Here is a 21,793-nt window from a genome sequence, read left to right as displayed (position 1 = left end):
TCAGCCGCGTTTCGACTTCACGTTCTTGTCTTCACACGGCGCGTGGGCTGGTGCAGTTGCGCCGCCGTCGGTGGCTGCGGTGTTGCAATCGACCTTGTTTTTATCGCGTTGCATCTGCTTGCGCTCCTTGGCGGTTTTGGCCGGCGCGGTGTTTTGCATGTTGGAATTGTTTTGCATCGTGGTGGCTTGCTGTTCGCCGCTGGTGGCCGAGCTTTGGCCTGCGGTTGGCGTGCCGGTATTGGTGGTGCCGGAGGTTTGCGCCAGGGCGGCGGTGCTCAGACATGCGGCTGCGATCAGGGCGATAAATTTGCTATTCATGATGGTCTCCATTAATGAGGTTCAAGAGCGTTCATTGTTCCACGCTAGGGCTGGCGGGCTCGTAGGAGCCGGCCTTGTGTTGGGGTCAGACTAGGACCGGCTTTTAACGTCTGGATTGGGTGTGGTCGGCGCGGCGTGAGGAGCGGAAGCCTTGCCGTTGTGCTGGCCGCAGCCAGCGGTTTTCGCCTTGCCAGTCTTGGCCTGCGTCTCGACGTTTTCGCCGCCGCTGGCCTCGGTGCCACCTGCCATATTGCTACAGGCGGACGCGCTGGATTTTTTCGCCGGCGCTGCTTTGCCGTCGCCGGTTTTCACGGCTGGATCGGGCTGGGCCTGATGTGCCCAGACGGGTGCACCGAGGCAACCCGCCATCAGGTAGAAGGCGAGCGCGCGCTTCATGGTCGCACCTGGCCGGGCTGGGCGCCGTTATTACAGGCAACGTTGGGAGCGGTGTCCACGCGGCTGCTATTGGTCAGCGGCGGTGCGCCGGTGGTTGCGCTGCTTGTTCCGTTGACGCAATTAACGGTGCTGCCATTGCGATTGAGGGTGTTGTTATTGGTGTTGTTCAGATTGTTATTATTGAGGTTGTTGCTATTGAGATTGCTGTTGGGATTGTTGTTATTCAGGTTGTTGCTATTGAGGTTGCTGTTTGGATTGGTCAGCGAATTCGGCGGGTTGCTGAGCGTGCTGCGGCTCTGGTTCAACGGCATGGCGTTGGGATTTTGCGTGCCGGCTGGTTGCATGGTGGTCGGCCGCGCGGCGGTACCCGTCGTTGCGCCGTTCGTACCCGTGGTACCGGTCGCGCCGGTTTGGCCGGTTTGGCCGGCTGGGGTGGTCTGGGCGGTGGCTGCAAAGCTGAAGCCGGCGGCTACGATCAGGGCGATAAATTTGCTGTTCATGTTCTGCTCCTCGAAACGATTCGGTGAGCAATGATTCTTTCATGCGGGCCGGGGTGTACACGTAGGACACACGCCCGTATGCCTGTCAGTGTCGTAGCAGACGCCGCATGACCAGCGGCGGCGGTTCGAGCGGATTGGCGTGGGAATATTCCAGCTCTTCCGCCAGTTCAAACTCGTAGGCGGCGTAGAAATCAATCAGTTTGGGCTGGTCTGCACGCACCGCCAGCCGTACTTCCTGCACGCCGGAGGTCAGCCCGTGATGAATCACCGCCTCCAGCAGGTGCTGCGACAAATTGGTGCCGCGATGCCCGGGCAGCACGCCCATGCGGCACACTTCCCACACGTCCTGCTCCGAATCCAGCGGCAGCCAGCGCACCGAGCCGATCGCCTGGTTATCGACCTCCAAAACAAAACCGCCGCCATCGCGCAGGTGTTCTGCAACGATGACGGCGGTTTCGCGGTGGCCGCTGGAAGTGACACTGACCTTGCCGGCCCACGCAGCGCGCGTGAGCTCGGCGATCAGTCTGGCATCATCCGTTGTTGCTTCGCGCACACGCAGGTTCATGCCCAGTCCTTAGCTGATGCGCATGCCCGGCTCGGCGCCCGGCCACGGATTCAGGATGTAGATGCCCGGCTTGGTTTTCTCATCCACCGCCGAGGCCGCCATGACCATGCCTTCCGACACGCCAAACTTCATCTTGCGCGGCGCCAGGTTGGCCACCAGCACGGTCAGCTTGCCGATCAGGTCTTCCGGCTGGTACATCGACTTGATGCCGGAGAACACGTTGCGCAGGCGGCCTTCGCCGGCGTCCAGCGTCAGGCGCAGCAGCTTGTCGGAGCCTTCCACGTGTTCGCAGTTGACGATTTTGGCGATGCGCAAGTCGACCTTGAAGAAGTCGTCCACCGAGATTTCCGGCGCGATCACTTCGATGCCGGTCTCGGTCACGGCGACTGCTGGCGCTGCCTTGGCCTTGGCTGGCTTCTCGGCCTTGACGGCAGGAGCGGCGGCTTGCGCGGCGGCGCCCTGCGGCGCGTCGAACAGCTCTTCGATCATCGTGGCGTCAACGCGGGTCATCAGGTGCGCGTAGGCGCCGATGGTGCGGCCCAGCAGCGCGCTCGACACGACGCCGCTGGCGACATCGGTATCGGCCCACACCAGTTGCTCGTCGTTGAGGAACTTGGCGACATTGGCGGCGACGCCCGGCAGCACCGGCGACAGCAGCAAGGTCAGCTGGCGGAACAGGATCAGCGCGGTGGTGCAGACGTCGTGCAGCTCGGCCAGCTTGGTCTCGTCCTTGGCCAGAATCCATGGCTTGTTCTCGTCCACGTACTGGTTGGTGATGTCGGCGATTTCCATGATTTCGCGCAGCGCCTTGCCGAACTCGCGCGCCTCGAAATTGGCGGCGATGTTGGCCTGGCGTTCCACGCCTTCCGGCGTCACCAGTGCGCGCTTGATCCATTCCTGCGCATTGGCGGACAGGCTGTCGGCCAGTTTGCCGTCAAATTTCTTGGCGATGAAGCCGGCGCAGCGCGAGGCGATGTTGACGTATTTGCCGATCAGATCCGAGTTGACGCGGGCCACGAAATCGTCGCCGGTGAAGTCCAGGTCTTCTACCTTGGAATTCAGCTTGAAGGCGATGTAGTAACGCAGCCATTCCGGATTCATGCCCAGGTTCAGGTAGCGCAGCGGCGAGATGCCGGTGCCGCGCGACTTGGACATTTTTTCGTTGTTGACGGTCAGGTGGCCGTGCACCGCCACGCGCATGCGCTCGACCGTCGGCAGGCCCGAAAACTTCAGCATCGCCGGCCAGAACAGCAGGTGGAAGGAGACGATGTCCTTGCCGATGAAGTGGATCTGCTCGGTATTCGAATCGCGCAGGAACGCCTCGTAGTCCAGGCCCTTCTTGTCGAAGTAATTTTTCAGCGAGGCCAAGTACCCGACCGGCGCGTCCAGCCAGACGTAGAAGTATTTGCCCGGCGCGTCAGGGATCGGGATGCCGAAGTACGGCGCGTCACGCGAGATATCCCAGTCGGCCAGCTTTTCGCCGGCTTCGCCCAGCCATTCGGAGACCTTGTTGACCATTTCTGGCTGCAAACGGCCAGGCGTGTTCAGCCAGGCCTTGAGGAACTCGTAGCAGCGCGGGTCGGACAGCTTAAAGAAATACTGTTCCGAATCCTTCAGCACCGGCGTGGCGTTGGTGAACACCGAGAACGGGTTGATCAGTTCGGTTGGCTGATAGGCGGCGCCGCAGACTTCGCAGTTGTCGCCGTACTGATCCTTGGCGTGGCACACCGGGCACTCGCCCTTGATGTTACGGTCGGCCAGGAACATGCCCTTAACCGGGTCGTAGAAGCGCGGCACGATTTTGGTCTGGATCAGGCCGGCATCGCGCAACTTGCGGTAGATGCCTTGCGACAGTTCGACGTTTTCCGGCGAATCGGTCGAGTACCAGTTATCGAAGGCGATGTGGAAACCGTCCAGGTACTGGGCGCGGCCGGCGGCGATCTTGGCCACGAACTGCTGCGGCGTGATGCCTTCCTTCTCGGCGGCGATCATGATCGGCGTGCCGTGGGTGTCATCGGCGCCCACAAAATGCACCTCGCGCGCCACACCGTTGTCGCGCTGCATTCGCTGGAAGCGTACCCAAATGTCGGCCTGGATGTACTCCATCATGTGGCCAATATGGAAAGCGGCGTTAGCGTAGGGCAGGGCAGTGGTGACGAACAGCTTGCGGGTCATGGTTTGTTGCACTTTGTGGATGGAAAGGGATCATTTTAACAGCGGATGCGGCACTTGCGCAGGTTGCGCTAGAATGGCGGCATATTTAACGGAGAGTTACATGACCATTGCAGTAGAAGACGTCAAGGCCGCCCTGTCCAAAATTGTTGATCCAAACACAACGAAGGACTTCATTACGGGTAAAGCCGTCAAGAATTTAAAGGTCGATGGCAGCGATATTTCGCTCGATATCGAACTGGGCTACCCAGCCAAAAGCCAGATCGACGGCATCCGCGCCAGCATCATCGCCGGCCTGAAGAGCTTGCCGGGCGTGGGCAACATCAGTGTCAGCGTGTACACCAAGATCCTCGCGCACACGGTGCAGCGCGGCCTGAAGCCGATGGTCAATGTCAAAAACATCATTGCCGTGGCCTCGGGCAAGGGCGGCGTCGGTAAATCGACCACCGCCGTCAACCTGGCGCTGGCGCTGGCCGCCGAAGGCGCGTCGGTGGGCCTGCTGGATGCCGATATCTACGGCCCATCGCAGCCGATGATGCTGGGCGTGAAAGGTCGTCCGGAAACCAAGGACGGCAAATCGATGGAGCCGCTGGAGAACTACGGCGTGCAAGTGTCGTCGATCGGCTTCCTGATCGATCCGGACGAGCCGATGGTATGGCGCGGTCCGATGGTCACCCAGGCGCTGCAACAGCTGCTGGAACAGACCAACTGGCGCGACCTGGATTACCTGATCGTCGACATGCCGCCAGGCACCGGCGACATCCAGCTGACCCTGTCGCAAAAAGTGCCGGTCACCGGCGCGATTATCGTCACCACGCCGCAGGACATCGCGTTGCTGGATGCGCGCAAGGGCCTGAAGATGTTCGAGAAGGTCGGCATCCCGATCCTGGGCATCGTGGAAAACATGAGCGTGCACATCTGCACCAACTGCGGCCATGCGGAAGAAATCTTCGGTCACGGCGGCGGCGAGAAGATGTGCAAGGACTTCCACGTCGACTTCCTCGGCGCGCTGCCGCTGACCATGGCGATCCGCGAGCAGGCTGACGCCGGCAAGCCGACCGTGGTGGCCGATCCTGACGGCCAGGTCGCTGCTATCTATAAGGCGATTGCCCGCAAGGTAGCGATCCAGGTGTCGGACAAAGCCAAGGACATGACCAGCAAGTTCCCGACCATCGTCGTCAAAAACGACTAAACAGGAGCGTTATCATGATGAAATTGGTATTGGCGGCGGGCTTGCTGGCGCTCAGCGCTGCGGCGTTTGCGCAGCAGTCGGTGTCGTTTGTCGAACCGGCCAATGGCGCGACCGTGAGCAGCCCGTTCAAGGTCAAGTTTGCGGTGGCCGGCATGGACGTCAAGCCGGCCGGCGACATGACCGCCAATACCGGACATCATCATTTGCTGATCAACGCCGCGGCCATCAAGGCCGGCGAAGTGATTCCCATGGATGACAAGCACATCCACTTCGGCAAGGGGCAGACTGAAACCGAACTGACGCTGCCGCCGGGGAATTACACCTTGACCATGCAGTTTGCCAACGGCCTGCACCAGGCTTACGGCCCCGGCATGAACAAGGAAATCAAAGTCACCGTCAAGTAATGCCCGCGCAGCCCGCCGCACTGAGCCTGCGCAAAGCCCCACGCCAGCGCCGCGCCGCCTACACGGTGGACGCCATACTGGAAGCGGCAGCGCTGGTGCTGGAAGAGGCGGGGCTGGCAGGATTCAATACCAATGCCGTGGCGCGTCGCGCCGGCGCCAGCATCGGCACGCTGTACCAATATTTCCCTAGTAAAGATGCGTTGACCCTGGCGCTGCTGATGCGCGAGGAAGCCAAGGCGCACGCCGCCGCCGCTGCGGCCGCCGCGCTGCCATCGTGGCGCGAGGCGTTGACGGCCTTTATCGACGTCGGCGTGGCGCAGCAGCTGACGCGGCCCAATCTGGCGCGGTTGCTGGATCAGGAAGAGGGGCGCCCGGAGATTCGCGCGGCGATGGAAGGGCAGCACAGCTTTCATGACCTGCTGCTTATCGTGCTCGACAAGCCCGACACGCCGACGCATTTACAGGATGATGCGCGCCGCAGTGTCGCTGCCGCCGATCTGTTCGTGATCATCCGTGGTCTGGTGGACGCCGCCGGCCAGCGCGGCGAGCGCGATGTGGAGGATCTGGCCCGCCGTGTGCGCGCGGCAGCCTTTGGCGTGCTGGGCGGCTAGCTAGCTACCACGGCCAAGCCACGTTCAGGCCCGCGCCATTCCCTTGTGCAGCTTTATATAGATACTCTCCCAGCACCAGATCCTGCAAGGCCAGGCCGGTCATATCGAAGATCGTGATATCCGATGGTTCGCGCGTGAACGATGCGTGGCCAGCCAGCAGGTCGCCCATCTGCACGCATGCCAGTCCTGTCGCCCATTGCATTTCACCCAGCGCGCTTGCTTGGGCCTGGTCGTCCACGACGATGCGCGCCTGTTGCAGCAAGCCTTCCGGCAGCTCGCGCTTACCGCGCGTATCGGCGCCGACGCAGTTGATGTGTGTCCCCGGCTGCACCGCGCCTGCGCTGAACAGCGGCCCTCGGCCCGGCGTCGCCGTGATGACGATGTCGCTGGCGGCGACCGCTGCATCGGCATCGGCAGCATGTTCGGGCTGGCCCCATGCAGCAAATTTCGCTTCAAAACCGGCATCCGGCGCGCCGCTGTGCGACACATAGCGAATCTCTTTCAGCGAAGGCAAGGCGCGCAACGCTGCCGCTGTTTGGGCTACCGCCTGCACGCCGGTGCCGAAGACGCACAGCGTTTCGCTATCCTGCCGCGCCAGCATGCGCAAGCCGAGTTCGCCCGCCGCCGCAGTGCGCGCGGTGGTGATCGCATTGCCGTCCATAATGCAGCGCGGCCGCCCGGTGGCCGGGTCGAATAGCATCACTGTGGCCTGGTGCGGCTCGCCGCCAAGTGCGCGGTTGGCGGGCCAGAAACCGGCAGCCTTGAAACCCAGCACGTCCTGGCTGGCGATATCACCCGATTTGATGCCAAACACGCCGCCGGTCGCCAGCGCCTCGCGCACGACAGGGAAGATCCGTCCCTGCTGTGACCCCTGCAGTGTGAATGCAGTGCTCACCGCTGTGAGCGCCATGTCCGGCGTGAGCAGGTCGTTAATGGTATCGCGGTCCAGAAGCAAAAGTTGGGCTTGGTTGCGCATGATTGGCTAATTTGTCTAAAATTGGATAGAATGTATTTTATCGCAAATAAGGAGTTGGTCATGCAAAACATCCTGGAAACCCCAGTCCTGTTGTTGGACGAGCGCCGCATGCAGAACAATATCGAACGCATGCAGAATCGCATGGACCTGCTGGGCGTGTCTTTCCGCCCGCATGTGAAGACCAGCAAATGCCTGGAAGTGGTGCGCCGCCAGATCGCCGCCGGCGCGCATGGCATCACCGTTTCGACCTTGAAGGAGGCGGAAGAGTTCTTCCGCGCGGGTGTGGAGGATATTCTGTATGCAGTCGGCATCGTGCCAAACAAGCTGGACCACGCGCTGAGGCTGATCCGCGCCGGGCTGCGCCTGATGCTGCTGGTGGAATCGGTTGCGATGGCGCAGCAGGTGGCCCGCCACGGCGCCGAACACGGGCTGAGCTATGAGGTGCTGATTGAAATCGATACCGACGGCCACCGCTCCGGCGTCAAGCCTGCCGATCCGGTACTGCTGGACATCGCCGCCGCATTGCATGGCGGCGCCCGCCTCAAGGGCGTGATGACGCATGCTGGCGCCTCCTACGACCTGAACACGCCGGAAGCGCTGGAAGCGATAGCGGAGCAGGAACGTTCGCGTTGCGTGGCGGCCGCCATGCTGCTGCGCGGCGCTGGCCATACGTGCGAAGTGGTCAGCGTCGGCTCCACGCCTACCGCCCTGAGCGCGCGCCATTTGGAGGGCGTGACGGAAGTGCGCGCCGGCGTCTACGTGTTCTTCGATATGGTGATGGCCGACGTGGGTGTGTGCACGCAGGACGAGATCGCCATCAGCGTGCTGTGCACCGTGATTGGTCACCAGCCGGCGCAGGGCTGGGTCATCACCGATGGTGGCTGGATGGCGATGAGCCGCGACCTTGGCCATCAGGAGCACGGCTACGGCGTGGTGTGCGATGCCGAGGGCCAGCCGCTTCCTGACCTCGGCTTCGGCAAGGCCAACCAGGAGCACGGCGTACTGCAATGGCGCGGCGAAGCGGGCGTGGACATCGTCCAGCGCTTCCCGGTTGGCAGCAGCCTGCGCGTGCTGCCGAATCACGCTTGCGCCACCGGCGCGCAGCATGGGCAGTACCACGTTATTCCACAAGACGGCGGCGATTGGCCGGTGTGGCCGCGCTTCAGCGGCTGGTAAAAGCGAGTAATTCGTTTGCGGCGGCGTTAAGTCGTTGACGGAAAAGCCTTTTCTGCGAGCGGAAAGCGAGTTGAGGGCAGGACGTCCGGGTCGTATTCTGATGGCTTCACCAACAGGAGTCAGACCATGAAATTCAATCACCTCAGCTTTCCATCCAGCGACGTTAAAGCCACCGCCAACTTCTTTGTGCAGCACCTCGGCTGCTCGCTGGAATTCATCAGCCCGGCGGCGGCAATGCTCAAGCGCGCCGGTTTCGACATCGTTATCGAGGCCAAAGACCATACCGTGGTGTGGCCGCACAACTTCCACCTCGGCTTCGAGCTGCCGTCGGTGGACGCGGTCAGCGAGCTGTACCAGCACTTGCTGGCGCAGGGCGTCACGATGAAGACCGGGATGTTTCAGCACGAGCGCGGCTCACGCTTCTTCTGCGAGGCGCCCGGCGGCCTGCTGTTCGAAATGAACACCCGTGCCGACGCCCACGAGAAGTACCGCGCCAGCTTTGAGCGCCAAGCCCTCGCCGACGCGGTAAAATAGCATTCTTTATATATCTCAGCTTTCACTCCGATGACCAACGCACCAGCCAAGCCAGTCCGTACCCGTTTCGCACCCAGCCCGACCGGCTACCTCCACCTCGGCGGCGCCCGCACGGCGCTGTATTCGTGGGCCTTCGCCCGTCACTTCGGCGGCACCTTCGTGCTGCGTATCGAAGACACCGATCTGGAACGCTCGACCCCGGAAGCCGTGCAAGCGATTATCGAAGGCATGGCGTGGCTGGGTCTGAATCACGACGAAGGTCCGTTCTACCAGATGCAGCGCATGGACCGCTACCGCGAAGTGGTGGGCCAGATGCTGGAAGCCGGCACCGCCTACCACTGCTACTCGTCGCCGGAAGAAGTGCAGGCGATGCGCGACCGCGCCACCGCCGCTGGCCAGAAGCCGCGCTACGACGGCACCTGGCGTCCAGAGCCGGGCAAGACCCTGCCGGCGATTCCGGAAGGCCGCAAACCGGTGGTCCGCTTCAAGAACCCGCTGGACGGCGAAGTGACCTGGAACGATTTCGTCAAAGGTACCATCACCATCGGCAATAAAGAGCTGGACGATCTGGTCATTGCCCGCACCGACGGCACGCCGACCTATAACTTCTGCGTCGCCATCGACGACCTGGATATGGAAATTAGCCACGTGCTGCGCGGCGACGACCACGTCAACAACACGCCACGCCAGATCAACATCCTGCGCGCCATCGGTGCGCCGCTGCCGGAGTACGGCCACCTGCCGATGATTCTGGGTTCGGACGGCGCCAAGATGTCCAAGCGCAAAGACGCGGTCAACGTCATGCAATACCCGGCCGAAGGCTATCTGCCGGAAGCCATCCTGAACTACCTGGCGCGCCTGGGCTGGAGCCACGGCGACGAGGAAGTGTTCTCGATGGAGCAGGTGTGCGGCTGGTTCGACGGTTCGCACCTGTCCAACTCGGCGGCGCAGTTCAACATCGAAAAACTGAACTGGCTGAACAACCACTATATTAAGCAGGCCGACAACGAGCGTCTGGCCGAGCTGGCCAAGCCGCGCATGCTGGCCAACGGCGCCGTGCTGGAAGGCGCGCCGTCGCTGGCCGTGGTGCTGGGGCTGCTGAAGGAGCGCACCAATACCGTCAACGAACTGGCCGACGCCGCCATGCTGTTCTACCGCGAGCCGCAGCCGGACGCTGCGCTGCTGACTCAGCACGTCACCGACGCCATCAAACCAGCGCTGGCCGACTTCGCCGAACGTTGCAAAACGGTCGAGTGGAACAAGGCGGCGATCGCCGCGATGATCAAGGAAGTGCTGGCTGCGCATGGTTTGAAGATGCCGCAGATCGCGATGCCGTTGCGCCTCTTTATTACCGGCCAGTTGCAGACGCCGGCGATTGACGCGGTACTGGAAATCTTCGGCCGCGATGCGGTTGTCGCGCGCCTGGCAAAGTTCATTTAATTAATTCATTGAAGCAGGGGCAAAGTTGCAAAAGGGTATTTGCATAATACGGCGCCTCTGCTATACTCTTGTCTCTCGCGCAAACGGGGGTATAGCTCAGCTGGGAGAGCGCTTGCATGGCATGCAAGAGGTCAGCGGTTCGATCCCGCTTACCTCCACCAGTTTGCAGAGGTTGTAGTACCGTAGTAGTGCCAAGGTCCCCATCGTCTAGAGGCCTAGGACATCACCCTTTCACGGTGAGTACGGGGGTTCGAATCCCCCTGGGGACGCCAGCTTCGCCAAGGCTGGTGAGTAGTAAATAATCTGTGCCAGAGGGGGTATAGCTCAGCTGGGAGAGCGCTTGCATGGCATGCAAGAGGTCAGCGGTTCGATCCCGCTTACCTCCACCACCGCACAGAGGATGATCGTAGTGCCGTAGTTCCGAGGTCCCCATCGTCTAGAGGCCTAGGACATCACCCTTTCACGGTGAGTACGGGGGTTCGAATCCCCCTGGGGACGCCAGCTTCGCCAAGGCTGGTCGGTAGTAGTCAATAGTTTCTGTGCCAGGGGGTATAGCTCAGCTGGGAGAGCGCTTGCATGGCATGCAAGAGGTCAGCGGTTCGATCCCGCTTACCTCCACCAACGCACGGAGATGATAGTAAGCCGTAGTTCCAAGGTCCCCATCGTCTAGAGGCCTAGGACATCACCCTTTCACGGTGAGTACGGGGGTTCGAATCCCCCTGGGGACGCCAAAAATGATGAAGCCGCTTAGAGCGGCTTTTTTGTTTTCTAGGCCCACCAAACATCCTTCCTTCTGCTTGCTTGTCGCCATCTGTGTGACAATTTGTGCATTTTTTCTTGATTGCAACATGGTAGGCTGTTGCCATGAAAAGAAAAATCGAAATTTCCCTGCTTGTGTGGTTTGTTTTTTTAGGTGTGGTGAGTGGAATTTTTGCTGCTCGTCATACGCCGGAGCCTTCGTGGTGGCCTTTGGTTTCAGGACTGATTGCCAGCATCGTCATATTCAGTTGGTATCGGATAGACAGTATCCAAAAAGGATTCAAGCGCACATTTTGGTTAAGCGTAGGCGTGATCGCCATCGCCCCGTTGGCAATTCCGCTGTACGTAGTGCAAAGCAATGAATCTGGATTCCGCATGCGTGCAGTGGGGCGTGTGCTTGGTTATTTCTGCCTCCTCTTTGTTGCATGTGTTATTGGTGGCCTGATTGGCGCCTTCATCGCGTAGAACAATGGAGCGCCGCCCCCACGACTTCATGCTTCGCCTTCGGGATGCACTCGCTGCTTCCTGGGATAGGCAAACCGCTTATCTGGGAGTGGCAGAAATAGGAAATCCGGCCCTCGGCCAATGCTATCCAACGTCGTGGACCGTGCAGCATTACTATCCCGAGACAGAAATCATCAAGGGAAAGGTGTGGACTGGAAAATCGCTAGAGGTCCATTTCTGGAATGGGCTCCGCGTTGGCGACGATTGGTATCACATTGATCTAAGCTGGCAGCAGTTTCCGGCTGGTTCCATCGTTCGAGAATTCGCAGTCCTCGAGCGTCAAGAATTGAATGATAGTGAAGCGACCCGATTGCGCTGTGCATTGCTGTTAAAGCGGGTTGATGACTACCTGCAAGCTTAGGTCTCAATCGGCAAGGTACAGGATGAAAAATCTCATTTTACTTTTATCGCTGGTGATTTCTGGTTGTGCCACCCAAGGCAACGTGGCTGACATCTCTATTTCCAAGTCAGGGGCTAATTTCGAAGGCAATACTTATACTTCCAGAACAGACCTCGCAGCGGCCCTGGTATCGAAGAGGGGCGCAACTATTCATTTGGTGCTAGAGAAAGATGTTCCATACAAGCAGGTTGAAATGACCATGGGTGCTGTCCAAGATGCAGGTGCTGTTCTTGATGTTGGGTTGGTCGGCAAGTGCAAAGGACTCGATTGTTGAACCAGGAAGGCTGCAAGGCAGCAACCGAAATCGGCCAGGAGCAGCCAGATACCTTAAGTTTGACTATATGGTTGAGCGACCAAGTACAAGTGGCTGGACCGTAGACGCCCTGGTGGTACTCCTTTGCCCATTTACTCAATGCTTTAGCGTGTCATCAATAAAATAACGCATTTTAAATTTGAATTGTCCTAATTTACGCCACTTGGCGCCACTTACATTTAAAAATCCAAGGTATAGAATGACCCAAAGCGAGCTGACTGTTAATTCACTTTCCGATAACGATATTGAGGATTGGTTTGAGGCTGAGGAGGCTGACGGGCCAGAAGCTGTTCTTAGCGACGAAGAGCTTTCTCAAAAATATGCAGATACACAAATCCGCATTGTTCGAACTAGTCTCGATTTTACTCTCCATACACTTGTTGCATCGATTAAAGACAAATCGTACATTAATATTGCCCCAGGTTACCAGCGGCGCGCTCGGTGGGATAGACGAAAAAAATCTCTGCTTATTGAATCATTTTTGATGAATATTCCAGTTCCTCCATTATTTCTGTTTGAGAAGGATTACAACCAGTACGAGATAATGGATGGACGCCAACGATTAGAGGCCATTTCGGAATTTTTGGACAATAAATACCCGCTAACCGGGCTTGAGTTCTGGCCAGAGCTTCAAGGCAAACGTTTTACTGATCTACCCGGGACAGTCCAACGCGGATTACTTCGACGTACGTTAAATGCAGTTGTTTTACTCGCTGAAACGTCACGATCCGAAGACTCTGTAGATATTCGACTTGTCCTATTTCGACGATTGAATACTGGTGGTATTAAACTGAATCCCCAAGAGCTACGGAATGCACTATACCCCGGAATATTTAATACCGCGCTTCATGAGTTGTCGCGAGAAGAGCTTTTCTGCGACCTGTGGAAAATTCCCAAGCGTACTCCGAAAGAAGACGAGCAACCAGCGACAGAGTTACTGCGAAATACCTTATATCGATCAATGATGGACTGTGAATTAGTTCTGCGTTTCTTTGGCATTAGGGATGCTGTCGCAGGAAAGACAAAGGGTTCACTACGACAGATTTTTGATCGGACAATGGAACGGTACAGCACCTTAACGGTGAGCCAAGTTGATCTGTTAAAGTCAGACTTCCTTGGCACACTTCTGCGGATAACGCGTGCTCTTAGTTCTCACTTCCATCTACTCCCAGATGGCCGGCCCAGCCGTCCGCTGTATGATGCGATTTTGGTTGCTGCCAACGCTAACCCAATGATAGATCTCGATATCGATTCTGTTGCGATTAAGGAACGGCTAGCCGCCGCACTCGCAGAGCCAGAGAAATATGAAATACTCGTCGGGCGAGGTAACACTTTGGAGGCCATTAAAGAGCGCGTCGCACTCGCTACAACTATCTTGGTCGGATGAACGCTATGGATCCAATCATTAAAGACTTCGAAGGTGACTTAGATAAAGTATCCGCGCAGCTAGATTTCATCGAAGTAATTCGAAAGTTTACAGCCTATTTACCTAGCGAAGATGATCCATTATTAACTGAACCATTTGGGATAGAGGCCAAAATGGTTCATGAAGGTGCCAAACGGATTCATGGAAACTTACCTTTAGCCAGCGGAACTTTAATCCTTTATGCCTGTGGCCGTTTTGAGTCTATGACTCGCGTACTTTTTGAAGATCTTTGTCAGCGACTAGTAGCAAAAGCCGGACGTTTTGCTCGTCTTCCTAAGAAAATGCGCGAGAACCTTCCTCTATTCACCGCGAAAGTTATCTCTGAGCCGCGCAAGTACGGACATGCCGAAAATGGCGTCCGGACTTTTGTAACTACACTTGCCTCCAATCTTGCTGTTAATGCAGCAGTCGAGCGAATAAATCATGAATGTCTTTCCGTGACAGAGTCGAACATGCGTGCGGATGTGTTGGCAGACTTGTTTGGAAGAATTGGTGCCTCAAATATATGGGCACAGGTTTCAGCGCAAGTTGCCCTAAAAGCCTTTTTTCAAGAGGCTGACTCAGCGAAGGTTGAAGCCAATGCAAAGCGCAAACTCAATGATCTTATGGATTTGCGAAATCGAATCGCTCATCCTTCCGGCGAATTCGATTGGCCGTCCGTGGAATCACTGCGGGAGTACATTAGTTTCCTTCGGGTTTTGTCCCGATCTATGGCCGAATTAGCCACTGTGTATGAGGTAACTTTGTGTATTCCTGAGGCAAACGAACCAAAGGTGGAGGCTGTTGAAAAGTAGTACTCTGGGGACCTCGAATAACCTCATTTCCGCAAATTGGGAACTATAGGAATCAATAAGGTACAACGTCAATCTGTTGAAGTAGGGTTTTCGAGGTGACCTTCCGATGATCAAAACCAGCTTGTTTGCAGACCAGGAGCGCGAAGCGAAGCTGAACAAGCTTTGGCGATGTACTGCGACTGCTGGAGCCCATGTGGACTTTGCGGCGCTGGGCGCCGAAGTCGCGCAAGCCGCGCCAAGATCCGGCCTCGGGGGATCGCGCCTGCGCCCCATGGGCATCATCGGCGTCATGCACGGGGCCTATTTTCCGATAATTCGAAATCCTTTGGTATCCTAACTAATATTTTAGGCTCGCCAAATTTGGGGCGCGCGCTTGGAATAAGTCCGTCCGGCATGGCATGAACACACCTCTCAGCAAGTGTCCGCAATGGGGCGTAAGCGGCCGGTCGTGACCATTAGGTTAAAGAATATTTCTCTACGTGGGCCAGATGCGCTTCTATGCCTTGATGCTGTGGTTGCGAAATATTGCGCTCCCATTAAACTGGGAACTCCGTAGAACGGCCAATTCAGCGACGTCATGTTCCCGTCATCTTGGCAAAGTAATGTGGATTCTTTTCGCTGTCGGCTCTTAGTCGGCGTAGAGTCTTCATCATGCAGATGGTCGCCAATATCAATCTGGATTCGTTGCTCGATACGCTGGTGTCGCTCGGCGTGGCGTTTGTGCTGGGCGGCGTGATTGGGCTGGAGCGGCAGTATCGGCAGCGCACTGCTGGCCTGCGGACCAATGTGCTGGTCGCGGTCGGTGCGGCGATGTTTGTCGATATGGCTAATCGCCTGCAAGGGCATGAGGGCGCGGTGCATGTGATTGCCTACGTGGTATCGGGTATCGGTTTTCTCGGCGCCGGCGCGATCATGCGGGAAGACGGCAACGTCCGCGGGCTGAATACGGCGGCGACGCTGTGGGGTTCGGCCTGCGTCGGTGCTGCCGCAGGCGCCGATCTGATCCTCGAAGCGGTGCTGGCCGCGCTGTTTGTGCTGGCCGCCAATACGCTGCTGCGACCGATAGTCAATCAGATCAACCGCAAGCCGATTGATGTCGAATCGGTTGAGGTAACCAATATCGTCTACGTCATCGCGGAAAGGCCGCATCAGAAAACCGTGATGGCGCAGCTGGAGCAGGCGCTGGAGCGCGGCAACTATCCGACCCGCGCGCTTAATCTGCATCCCTTTGGCAATGACGAAGTGGAGATCGAGGCAACGCTGGCCAGCACGTCGGTGGACGGCGATGACCTGGATCTGCTGGTCGCGCAGCTGCAGGCGCTGCCTTTCGTGCGCCAGGCATTCTGGAGTCCCAGCACCGCTGAATAGGCAACGTTGCGGCGATGCCAATCTTGCTGTGTTTTTTCAGCAAAAACCGGCTTGGCTATTGCGTTCGCGGTAGGCTGCTGCTATGATTCGCGCCTTGGAAATGTCCCCATCGTCTAGAGGCCTAGGACATCACCCTTTCACGGTGAGTACGGGGGTTCGAATCCCCCTGGGGACGCCAACGCGACATTTCCAAGCGGCCAGTACGGACAGTTTCTGTCCCCATCGTCTAGAGGCCTAGGACATCACCCTTTCACGGTGAGTACGGGGGTTCGAATCCCCTGGGGACGCCAAATCATGCAAAAAGCCGCCTTGTGCGGCTTTTTGCATTTCCGGGCTCACCACATGATCGGGTTGTACGGTTTCGGGATCGGGAACTGGCCCACGTGCAGCTGCGGCCACTGCATGCCGAAGTTGCCCAAGTGCGTACGCGCGACGTCGAACGCGAACGGATCGTACACCGGCGCCTGCGCCATCAGCGGCGCCGCCATCAGTGGTGCAATCATCGGTGCGACGAGTGGCGCAACCATCGGTCCCATCATCTGCTGCGGCTGCATCGCCGGCCGCGCGGCCGGCGTTTGCAATCCCACCGCCAACAACACATCCGGCAAACCGAACCCGGTGCGGCTCTGGTCGCCCAAGCTGACGCGGTGCGCGCTGGCGCGGATGATCTGGAACAGCCGCTCGACCCGCTCCGGTCCGCGCGCCTGATACTGCGCGGTCTGGAAGTCGGGATGATGTGCCACCGTCAGCGCCGCCAGTCCGGTCACGTGCGGCGTGGCCATCGAGGTGCCGTCCCAGGCGGCGAAGTTATTCGGCGGCACGCACGAGGTAATCGCTACGCCCGGCGCACACACGCCCACCTGCGGTCCGAAGCAGCTGAACTTGGCCGTAAAGTAGCCGTTGGCGTCGACATTGCTGTCCAGCGTCTGCGCGTGGTAGCTGTCGGCCGGGAATTCGTCCAGCTTGCCGATGGCCGACACCGCCAGCACGTTGGGCGACGAGGCCGGGTACTGCACCGGTCCGCCCGAATTGCCGGCCGCGACAATGCACGCCACGCCGGCGCGCTTGGCGCGGATGATCTGCTGCTCCAGCGCCTCCGAGACGTCGGCGCCGCCCAGTGACAGGTTGACCACGTCGATCTGCTTGTCGATGCAGTATTCCAGTGCGTCGATCAGCTGGCTGACCTGGCCGCCGGGGAACAGTTTGCAGGCGTGCACTTCCGCATCCGGCGCGAAGCCGCGAATGCCGGACGCGATGTCGGCCGCCGCGATCACGCCGGCGCAGTGGGTGCCGTGGCCCAGCGTGTCCTGGTCCCAGCCGTCCGGGTTGCTTTGCTTGTTGAGCACATCGAAGCCGGCGTGGATGCCGTGCAGGTTGTCGTGCGAGGTGGCGGCGCCGGAATCAATGATGGCGATCTTCACGCCCTGGCCGCGATAGTTGCCGGGCAGTTGATCGAGCCGCATGGCCTTCTGGCCCCAGCCGTAGCAGCGCTGGCGCGGGAAGCCAGACAGCGCCGGCCAATCGGACAGCGCACGCAGCGCCACCACGTTCGGCTCGTCGCTGCTGATGTCGGGATCGCTTTGGTAGAAGCTCCAATAGTCGGCCTTGGGCTTGACGTACAGGCCGCGCACGGTGTCGGGCGTTTCGCCGAACAGCGACAAGGTCACGCGGCCGTTGGCGTCGGTCACGCCGCTGGCGGGCAGCATGCTGCCGAACAGCGACACTTCGGCGTTGGCCTGCGGCGTGCCATCCTTGCCGACCACGCTGATGACGGCGTTGAGCACCGGTCCGCCGCCATTGGTCGGCGTCACGCCGGTGACCATGGCGGGCAGGCGCAGCGACGGGTCCATCAGCGCCAGATGCTGGTCGCGCTCGACCAGCAGGCGGCCCTGGCCTTGCTGATGCAGCGCGGCGGCTTTCTGCTCCGTCATGCGCGCCACCAGCACGCCTTGCGACGAGCCGCTGCCGTCGGATAGCGCGCTCAGCACCGAGCGCGGACCGACCTTATCGACCACCTCGATATCGTTGCTGTTGCGTAGCGCCTGTTCCAGCGCGTCGAACTGCAAAGGCTGGAAGCCCAGTGTCTGCAAGGCTTCGGTCTGGTGGCGCGGGGCGATGACGAATTGTTTTTTGCGCGCGCCGATGGCGTGGCCGGTGCCGCCGGCGTGGCCGTTGCTGTGCGGCGCAGACTCGCCGTCGGCGCCAATGGCCACCGTGTCGGCAGCGCGCGTGTCGCTGCTGCTGCTGCTGCTGCTGGCGCTGAAGCCAGAGCGGCGGCTGCCGGGATTGCTGCTTTCCACCGGCGAGGCGCTGTCGCCATCGCTGGTGGAGGGAAGGTCTGACGGCGGTGTGCTGCCGCCATTGGGATTTTTAGGCATGATGTTCCTTTCAAAAGGGATCGACTGCGCCGCCGTCGAACATGGAGAGCGGGCGGTCCGGTTCTATGGTCAATTGGTGCGACGGCGTGCCGGTGCGGCGGAAGTGCTGATCGAGCAGGCGCGCCTTGTCCTGAGTGATTTCCACGACCGCCGTGTGCGGCTGGTCGCGCGGGCCGATGACGTCGACCACGGCGATCTCGGGATCGGTGGACGCCACCGCCAGGAAGTCGTTGAGCGGCGCGCCACGCGCGGCATGAACCAGGAAGCGGGCCTTGTCCGGCATCGCTTGCGTGGCGCTTGAGGTTTCGGGCATGAGGAATTCTCCTTAAAGCACAGCGCCCTCCGGCAGCCGGGCCGCCGGAGGGCAAATTGGCGCGCGCCCGCGTCCGGGCGCTGCCGTGATCAATGCAGGGTTTGCTGGCCGTACAGCGCGCTGTTGCCTTGCTGTGCCGCCGCCAGTTGCGCCAGCTGTGCCTGTTGTGCTTGTTGTGCGTAGGCGGCCGTCACCGGATCGACGCCGAACGGCAGCATGCCGCCCAGTTGGCCGGCGATGCCGCCGATGGTGTTGCCCAGGCCGGCGTTACCGAAGGCGCCGCCGATCGCGCCGCCCAGCGGCTGCGCCACGCTCTTGATGATGTTGCCGAACCAGCCTTGCGGCGCCAGGCCTTGTTGCGCCAGTACGTCCTGCTGGCCCTGCGCGTAGGCCTGGGTGACGGGGTCGGCGCTGAACGGCAGCATGGTCGATTGCGGCGGCACCGGCACGGTGGGGCTGATGATGCCGGTATATGGACGGTATTTGCGCATCAGGTCGCCCAGCCAGCCTTGCGGGGCGATGCCTTGCTGCTGCATCAGTGCTTCCTGCTGCGCGTAGGCCTGCGCGACCGGATCGGCGGCGAAGGGAAGCATGCCGCCCAGATGGCCGGCAATGCCGCCGATAGTATTGCCCAGGCCCGCATTGCCCAGTGCGCCGCCGATCATGCCGCCCAGTGGACGGCCGACGCTCTTGATGATGTTGCCGAACCAGCCTTGCGGCGCCAGGCCTTGTTGTTGCAGCTGTTGTAGTTGTGCTTGCTGCGCATAGGCTTGCGTCACCGGATCGGCGGCAAACGGCAGCATGCCGCCCAGCTGGCCGGCGATGCCGCCGATGGTGTTGCCCAGGCCGGCGTTACCAAACGCGCCGCCAATCGCGCCGCCCAGCGGCTGCGCCACGCTCTTGATGATGTTGCCGAACCAGCCTTGCGGGGCCAGGCCTTGTTGCGCCAGCTGGGCTTGTTGCAGCAGTTGCTGTTGTTGTGCTTGCTGCGCATAGGCGGCAGCAACCGGATCGACGCCGAACGGCAGCAGCCCGCCGCCAATGCCGCCGGCGGCCGAGCCGATCTGGCGGCCCAGGTTGGCATTGCCGAACAGGCCGCCGATGCCGCGACCAATCAGGCCGCCCAGCGGGGCGCCGATCAGACCACCGAAGAAACCTTGCGGGGCGAGCTCGCCGTATTGCTGTGGTGCGATTTGTTGTCCATAGTATTGTTGAAACTCGTTCATGACATCTCCTTGTTGTTGGTGACTGCAGCGGGCCAGGGGGCCACGCTGGAAGGATTGGACTGGGCGCGATGCATGAAGTTTTGGTATTCTTGGTGGCCGTTGCGCGGTAATCAGGTATCATCCAGCCTCGATTTTTTCTGCCTGCACACATATGAAACTGGACCTGTTCTGCCGCGTGGTCGACAATTACGGCGACATCGGCATCTGCTGGCGTCTCGCCAAACAGCTTGTGCGTGAGCATCAGTTGGCGGTGACGCTGTATGTCGACGACCTGGTCAGCTTCCAGCGCATCTGCCCGCCGGTGGACGCGGCCGTCGAACAGCAGCAAGTGGAGGGCGTCACCGTGCGTCACTGGCGCAGCCAGGACGATGTCTACACGCCGGACGAGGTGGCGGACATTGTGGTCGAATTTTTCGCGGTCGATCTGCCGCCGGGCTACATTAACGCCATGGCGCAGCGCCAGCCGCGTCCCGTGTGGTTCAACCTGGAAGGGCTGACGGCCGAGGAGTGGGTGGAGGGCTGCCACCGCCTGCCGTCGTCGCAGCCGCAGTCGCTGGTCAAGCATTTCTTCTTCCCGGGCTTTACCGAAAAAACCGGCGGCCTGCTGCGCGAGGCGGCGCTGGAACAAGAACGCCTGCAATTCGCGCCGGCGCCGTTCCTCCAGCAACTGGGCCTGACGCCGGACGAGATCGCGGCCACCAAGGTGTCACTGTTCTGCTATCCGCATGCGCCGGTGGCGGCGTTGTTCGAGGTCTGGCAGCAAGGCGCTGCGCCGGTCGCCTGCCTGGTGCCGGAAGGCGTGGCGGCCGACGCCGTGCGCGCCTTCACCGGCGGCGAGGGCAAGGCGGGCGAGGTTGCCAGGCATGGCGCGCTGACGCTGCGCGTGCTGCCCTTCGTGCCGCAGCCGGATTACGACAAGCTGCTGTGGGCTTGCGATTTGAATTTCGTGCGCGGCGAGGATTCCTTCGTGCGCGCGCAGTGGGCAGGCAAGCCGTTCATCTGGCATATCTACCCGCAGGACGAAAACCTGCATCACAAGAAGCTGCGCGCCTTCCTGCAACGCTACGCCGGCGAGCTGCCTGGCCTGGCCGCGTTCTCGCTGGCCTGGAACGGCGCCGCCGCGAATGGCGACGACTGGTCCGCCCTATGGGGCGCGCTGGGAGGGGAGCGCGCCGTTGCCACCGTCCGCGCCGCCGAATGGCGGCAGAAAATGCTGGCGCACGGCGATCTGGCCAGCAATATGCTGTCGTTTGCAGCCACGCTGAGATAGGCGCTGCCGGAAAAACAAGGTACAATGCCGGGTTAATCTCTGACGCATTTTTTACCCGATCAAACGTAAGCCTGCGTGGCGACGATGATCTTTACGCAACCACCTTATTAAGTAGAATTACTATGAAACCTGCAAAAGAAATTCGTGTTGGCAATATCATTATGGTTGACGCTAAGCCATTCATCGTGCTGCGCTCCGATGTCAATGGTTCGAGCCGCACGGGCTTCACCTACAAGTGGAAGATGAAGAACCTGCTGACCAACGCACCGCTGGAAAACGTCTTCCGCGGTGACGACAAGTTCGACGTCGTGGTTCTGGACAAAAAGCCAGTGACCTACTCGTACTTCGCCGATCCACTGTACGTGTTCATGGACGCTGACTACGAACAGTACGAAATCGAAGAAGAAAATCTGGGTGAGTCGCTGAACTACCTGAAAGACGGCATGGAATGTGAAGCCGTGTTCTACGATGGCAAAGCCATCTCGGTCGAACTGCCAACCACCATCCAGCGTCAGATCGTGTACTCGGAGCCTGCAGTTAAAGGCAACACTTCGGGCAACGTGACCAAAGAAGCGAAAATCGAAAACGCCATCGAATCGAAGCAGTTCTCGATCCAGGTGCCACTGTTCGTTTCGCAAGACGACCTGATCGAAATCGACACCCGCACTAACGAATTCAAGAAGGTCGTACGCAACTAATACGACGTTTTTGCAAAAAAGGCACACCCGCGCAAGCCGGTGTGCTTTTTTTTTCATCAA

24 protein-coding genes and 8 tRNA genes are annotated in these 21,793 nt (G+C 59.7%); 23 read left to right on the top strand and 9 right to left on the bottom strand.

Annotated elements, in window-relative coordinates:
- The 5 genes from HH213_RS00785 to metG all read right to left on the bottom strand — a co-directional run bounded on the left by HH213_RS00785 (position 1) and on the right by metG (position 3,954).
- Complete coding sequence (locus HH213_RS00785) at positions 1-318, bottom strand: hypothetical protein (protein WP_146235967.1); 318 nt, start codon at positions 316-318, stop codon at positions 1-3.
- Positions 319-408: 90 nt separating this feature from the next.
- Complete coding sequence (locus tag HH213_RS00780) at positions 409-714, bottom strand: hypothetical protein (protein ID WP_110848800.1); 306 nt, start codon at positions 712-714, stop codon at positions 409-411.
- A complete protein-coding gene (locus HH213_RS00775; RefSeq protein ID WP_169110167.1) occupies positions 711-1,214 on the bottom strand; it encodes a hypothetical protein in 504 nt (167 codons plus the stop codon). The genes HH213_RS00780 and HH213_RS00775 overlap by 4 nt, the downstream gene beginning before the upstream one ends.
- A gap of 85 nt (positions 1,215-1,299) precedes the next feature.
- Positions 1,300-1,779, bottom strand: coding sequence for a GNAT family N-acetyltransferase (locus HH213_RS00770; protein ID WP_110848798.1), 480 nt, complete (start codon positions 1,777-1,779; stop codon positions 1,300-1,302).
- Between the two features lie 9 nt (positions 1,780-1,788).
- Positions 1,789-3,954 (bottom strand): methionine--tRNA ligase, encoded by a 2,166-nt coding sequence (gene metG, locus HH213_RS00765; protein WP_169110165.1) that lies wholly within the window; start codon positions 3,952-3,954, stop codon positions 1,789-1,791.
- 100 nt (positions 3,955-4,054) lie between these two features.
- On the opposite strand from metG, the gene apbC reads away from it, so the two are divergent.
- From apbC to HH213_RS00750, 3 genes are read left to right on the top strand one after another with little or no spacing between them, the layout of a single operon-like run.
- Positions 4,055-5,143 (top strand): iron-sulfur cluster carrier protein ApbC, encoded by a 1,089-nt coding sequence (gene apbC / locus HH213_RS00760; RefSeq protein ID WP_169110156.1) that lies wholly within the window; start codon positions 4,055-4,057, stop codon positions 5,141-5,143.
- A 14-nt stretch (positions 5,144-5,157) separates the two neighbouring features.
- The gene (locus HH213_RS00755) at positions 5,158-5,547 is read left to right on the top strand and encodes a DUF4399 domain-containing protein (protein WP_110848795.1); all 390 of its coding nucleotides are present in this window, start codon (positions 5,158-5,160) and stop codon (positions 5,545-5,547) included.
- Positions 5,547-6,158, top strand: coding sequence for a TetR/AcrR family transcriptional regulator (locus HH213_RS00750; RefSeq protein ID WP_169110154.1), 612 nt, complete (start codon positions 5,547-5,549; stop codon positions 6,156-6,158). Before HH213_RS00755 ends, HH213_RS00750 begins: the two co-directional genes overlap by 1 nt.
- Positions 6,159-6,162: 4 nt before the next feature.
- Here the strand turns inward: HH213_RS00750 and HH213_RS00745 are convergent, their stop codons facing one another.
- Complete coding sequence (locus tag HH213_RS00745) at positions 6,163-7,134, bottom strand: ornithine cyclodeaminase family protein (RefSeq protein ID WP_169110152.1); 972 nt, start codon at positions 7,132-7,134, stop codon at positions 6,163-6,165.
- A gap of 60 nt (positions 7,135-7,194) precedes the next feature.
- Between HH213_RS00745 and HH213_RS00740 the strand changes: the two genes are divergently transcribed.
- The 18 genes from HH213_RS00740 (at position 7,195) to HH213_RS00660 (ending at position 16,138) form a co-directional block, all read left to right on the top strand.
- Positions 7,195-8,310 carry an alanine racemase gene (locus tag HH213_RS00740; RefSeq protein ID WP_169110150.1) on the top strand — a complete coding sequence of 372 codons (1,116 nt, stop codon included), beginning with the start codon at positions 7,195-7,197 and terminating at the stop codon, positions 8,308-8,310.
- Between the two features lie 126 nt (positions 8,311-8,436).
- Positions 8,437-8,844 (top strand): VOC family protein, encoded by a 408-nt coding sequence (locus HH213_RS00735; protein WP_110848792.1) that lies wholly within the window; start codon positions 8,437-8,439, stop codon positions 8,842-8,844.
- A gap of 30 nt (positions 8,845-8,874) precedes the next feature.
- A complete protein-coding gene (gltX, locus tag HH213_RS00730; protein ID WP_169110148.1) occupies positions 8,875-10,284 on the top strand; it encodes a glutamate--tRNA ligase in 1,410 nt (469 codons plus the stop codon).
- An 85-nt stretch (positions 10,285-10,369) separates the two neighbouring features.
- Positions 10,370-10,445, top strand: a tRNA-Ala gene (locus HH213_RS00725).
- A gap of 35 nt (positions 10,446-10,480) precedes the next feature.
- Positions 10,481-10,556: transfer RNA gene (locus HH213_RS00720), tRNA-Glu, on the top strand.
- Between the two features lie 41 nt (positions 10,557-10,597).
- Positions 10,598-10,673 (top strand) — tRNA-Ala (locus HH213_RS00715).
- Between the two features lie 36 nt (positions 10,674-10,709).
- A tRNA-Glu gene (locus tag HH213_RS00710) sits at positions 10,710-10,785 on the top strand.
- 44 nt (positions 10,786-10,829) lie between these two features.
- Positions 10,830-10,905, top strand: a tRNA-Ala gene (locus tag HH213_RS00705).
- A gap of 34 nt (positions 10,906-10,939) precedes the next feature.
- A tRNA-Glu gene (locus tag HH213_RS00700) sits at positions 10,940-11,015 on the top strand.
- A 133-nt stretch (positions 11,016-11,148) separates the two neighbouring features.
- The gene (locus HH213_RS00695; protein WP_169110146.1) at positions 11,149-11,508 is read left to right on the top strand and encodes a hypothetical protein; all 360 of its coding nucleotides are present in this window, start codon (positions 11,149-11,151) and stop codon (positions 11,506-11,508) included.
- 4 nt (positions 11,509-11,512) lie between these two features.
- Positions 11,513-11,908, top strand: a complete 396-nt coding sequence (locus HH213_RS30750) for a YunG family protein (RefSeq protein WP_443093324.1) — start codon at positions 11,513-11,515, stop codon at positions 11,906-11,908.
- 22 nt (positions 11,909-11,930) lie between these two features.
- Positions 11,931-12,221 carry a hypothetical protein gene (locus tag HH213_RS00690; RefSeq protein WP_169110144.1) on the top strand — a complete coding sequence of 97 codons (291 nt, stop codon included), beginning with the start codon at positions 11,931-11,933 and terminating at the stop codon, positions 12,219-12,221.
- 238 nt (positions 12,222-12,459) lie between these two features.
- Positions 12,460-13,647, top strand: a complete 1,188-nt coding sequence (locus HH213_RS00685) for a DUF262 domain-containing protein (RefSeq protein ID WP_169110143.1) — start codon at positions 12,460-12,462, stop codon at positions 13,645-13,647.
- A gap of 5 nt (positions 13,648-13,652) precedes the next feature.
- Positions 13,653-14,480: a HEPN domain-containing protein gene (locus HH213_RS00680; RefSeq protein ID WP_169110140.1), complete on the top strand. Its 828-nt coding sequence runs from the start codon at positions 13,653-13,655 to the stop codon at positions 14,478-14,480.
- A 106-nt stretch (positions 14,481-14,586) separates the two neighbouring features.
- Positions 14,587-14,817 carry a hypothetical protein gene (locus tag HH213_RS00675; protein WP_169110138.1) on the top strand — a complete coding sequence of 77 codons (231 nt, stop codon included), beginning with the start codon at positions 14,587-14,589 and terminating at the stop codon, positions 14,815-14,817.
- A gap of 314 nt (positions 14,818-15,131) precedes the next feature.
- Positions 15,132-15,848 (top strand): MgtC/SapB family protein, encoded by a 717-nt coding sequence (locus HH213_RS00670; RefSeq protein ID WP_110848784.1) that lies wholly within the window; start codon positions 15,132-15,134, stop codon positions 15,846-15,848.
- A 102-nt stretch (positions 15,849-15,950) separates the two neighbouring features.
- Positions 15,951-16,026 (top strand) — tRNA-Glu (locus HH213_RS00665).
- Between the two features lie 37 nt (positions 16,027-16,063).
- A tRNA-Glu gene (locus tag HH213_RS00660) sits at positions 16,064-16,138 on the top strand.
- A 45-nt stretch (positions 16,139-16,183) separates the two neighbouring features.
- On the opposite strand, the gene HH213_RS00655 is transcribed toward HH213_RS00660, so the two are convergent.
- The 3 genes from HH213_RS00655 to HH213_RS00645 all read right to left on the bottom strand — a co-directional run bounded on the left by HH213_RS00655 (position 16,184) and on the right by HH213_RS00645 (position 19,765).
- Complete coding sequence (locus HH213_RS00655; protein ID WP_169110136.1) at positions 16,184-18,226, bottom strand: S8 family serine peptidase; 2,043 nt, start codon at positions 18,224-18,226, stop codon at positions 16,184-16,186.
- A 10-nt stretch (positions 18,227-18,236) separates the two neighbouring features.
- Positions 18,237-18,539, bottom strand: a complete 303-nt coding sequence (locus HH213_RS00650; RefSeq protein WP_110848782.1) for a hypothetical protein — start codon at positions 18,537-18,539, stop codon at positions 18,237-18,239.
- Positions 18,540-18,628: 89 nt separating this feature from the next.
- Positions 18,629-19,765, bottom strand: coding sequence for a hypothetical protein (locus HH213_RS00645; protein WP_169110134.1), 1,137 nt, complete (start codon positions 19,763-19,765; stop codon positions 18,629-18,631).
- A gap of 151 nt (positions 19,766-19,916) precedes the next feature.
- On the opposite strand from HH213_RS00645, the gene earP reads away from it, so the two are divergent.
- Together earP and HH213_RS00635 are read left to right on the top strand one after the other, a co-directional pair.
- Entirely contained in the window at positions 19,917-21,035 is a 1,119-nt protein-coding gene (earP, locus tag HH213_RS00640) for an elongation factor P maturation arginine rhamnosyltransferase EarP (RefSeq protein ID WP_169110132.1), read from the top strand.
- Between the two features lie 122 nt (positions 21,036-21,157).
- Positions 21,158-21,733, top strand: coding sequence for an elongation factor P (locus HH213_RS00635; RefSeq protein ID WP_110848779.1), 576 nt, complete (start codon positions 21,158-21,160; stop codon positions 21,731-21,733).
- Positions 21,734-21,793: the final 60 nt, after the last annotated feature.

The sequence above is a fragment of the Duganella dendranthematis genome, from assembly GCF_012849375.1.
Taxonomy (GTDB): domain Bacteria; phylum Pseudomonadota; class Gammaproteobacteria; order Burkholderiales; family Burkholderiaceae_D; genus Rugamonas; species Rugamonas dendranthematis.
Note: the sequence above shows the minus strand (reverse complement) of the source record. Positions and strands in the feature narration are given on the sequence as shown.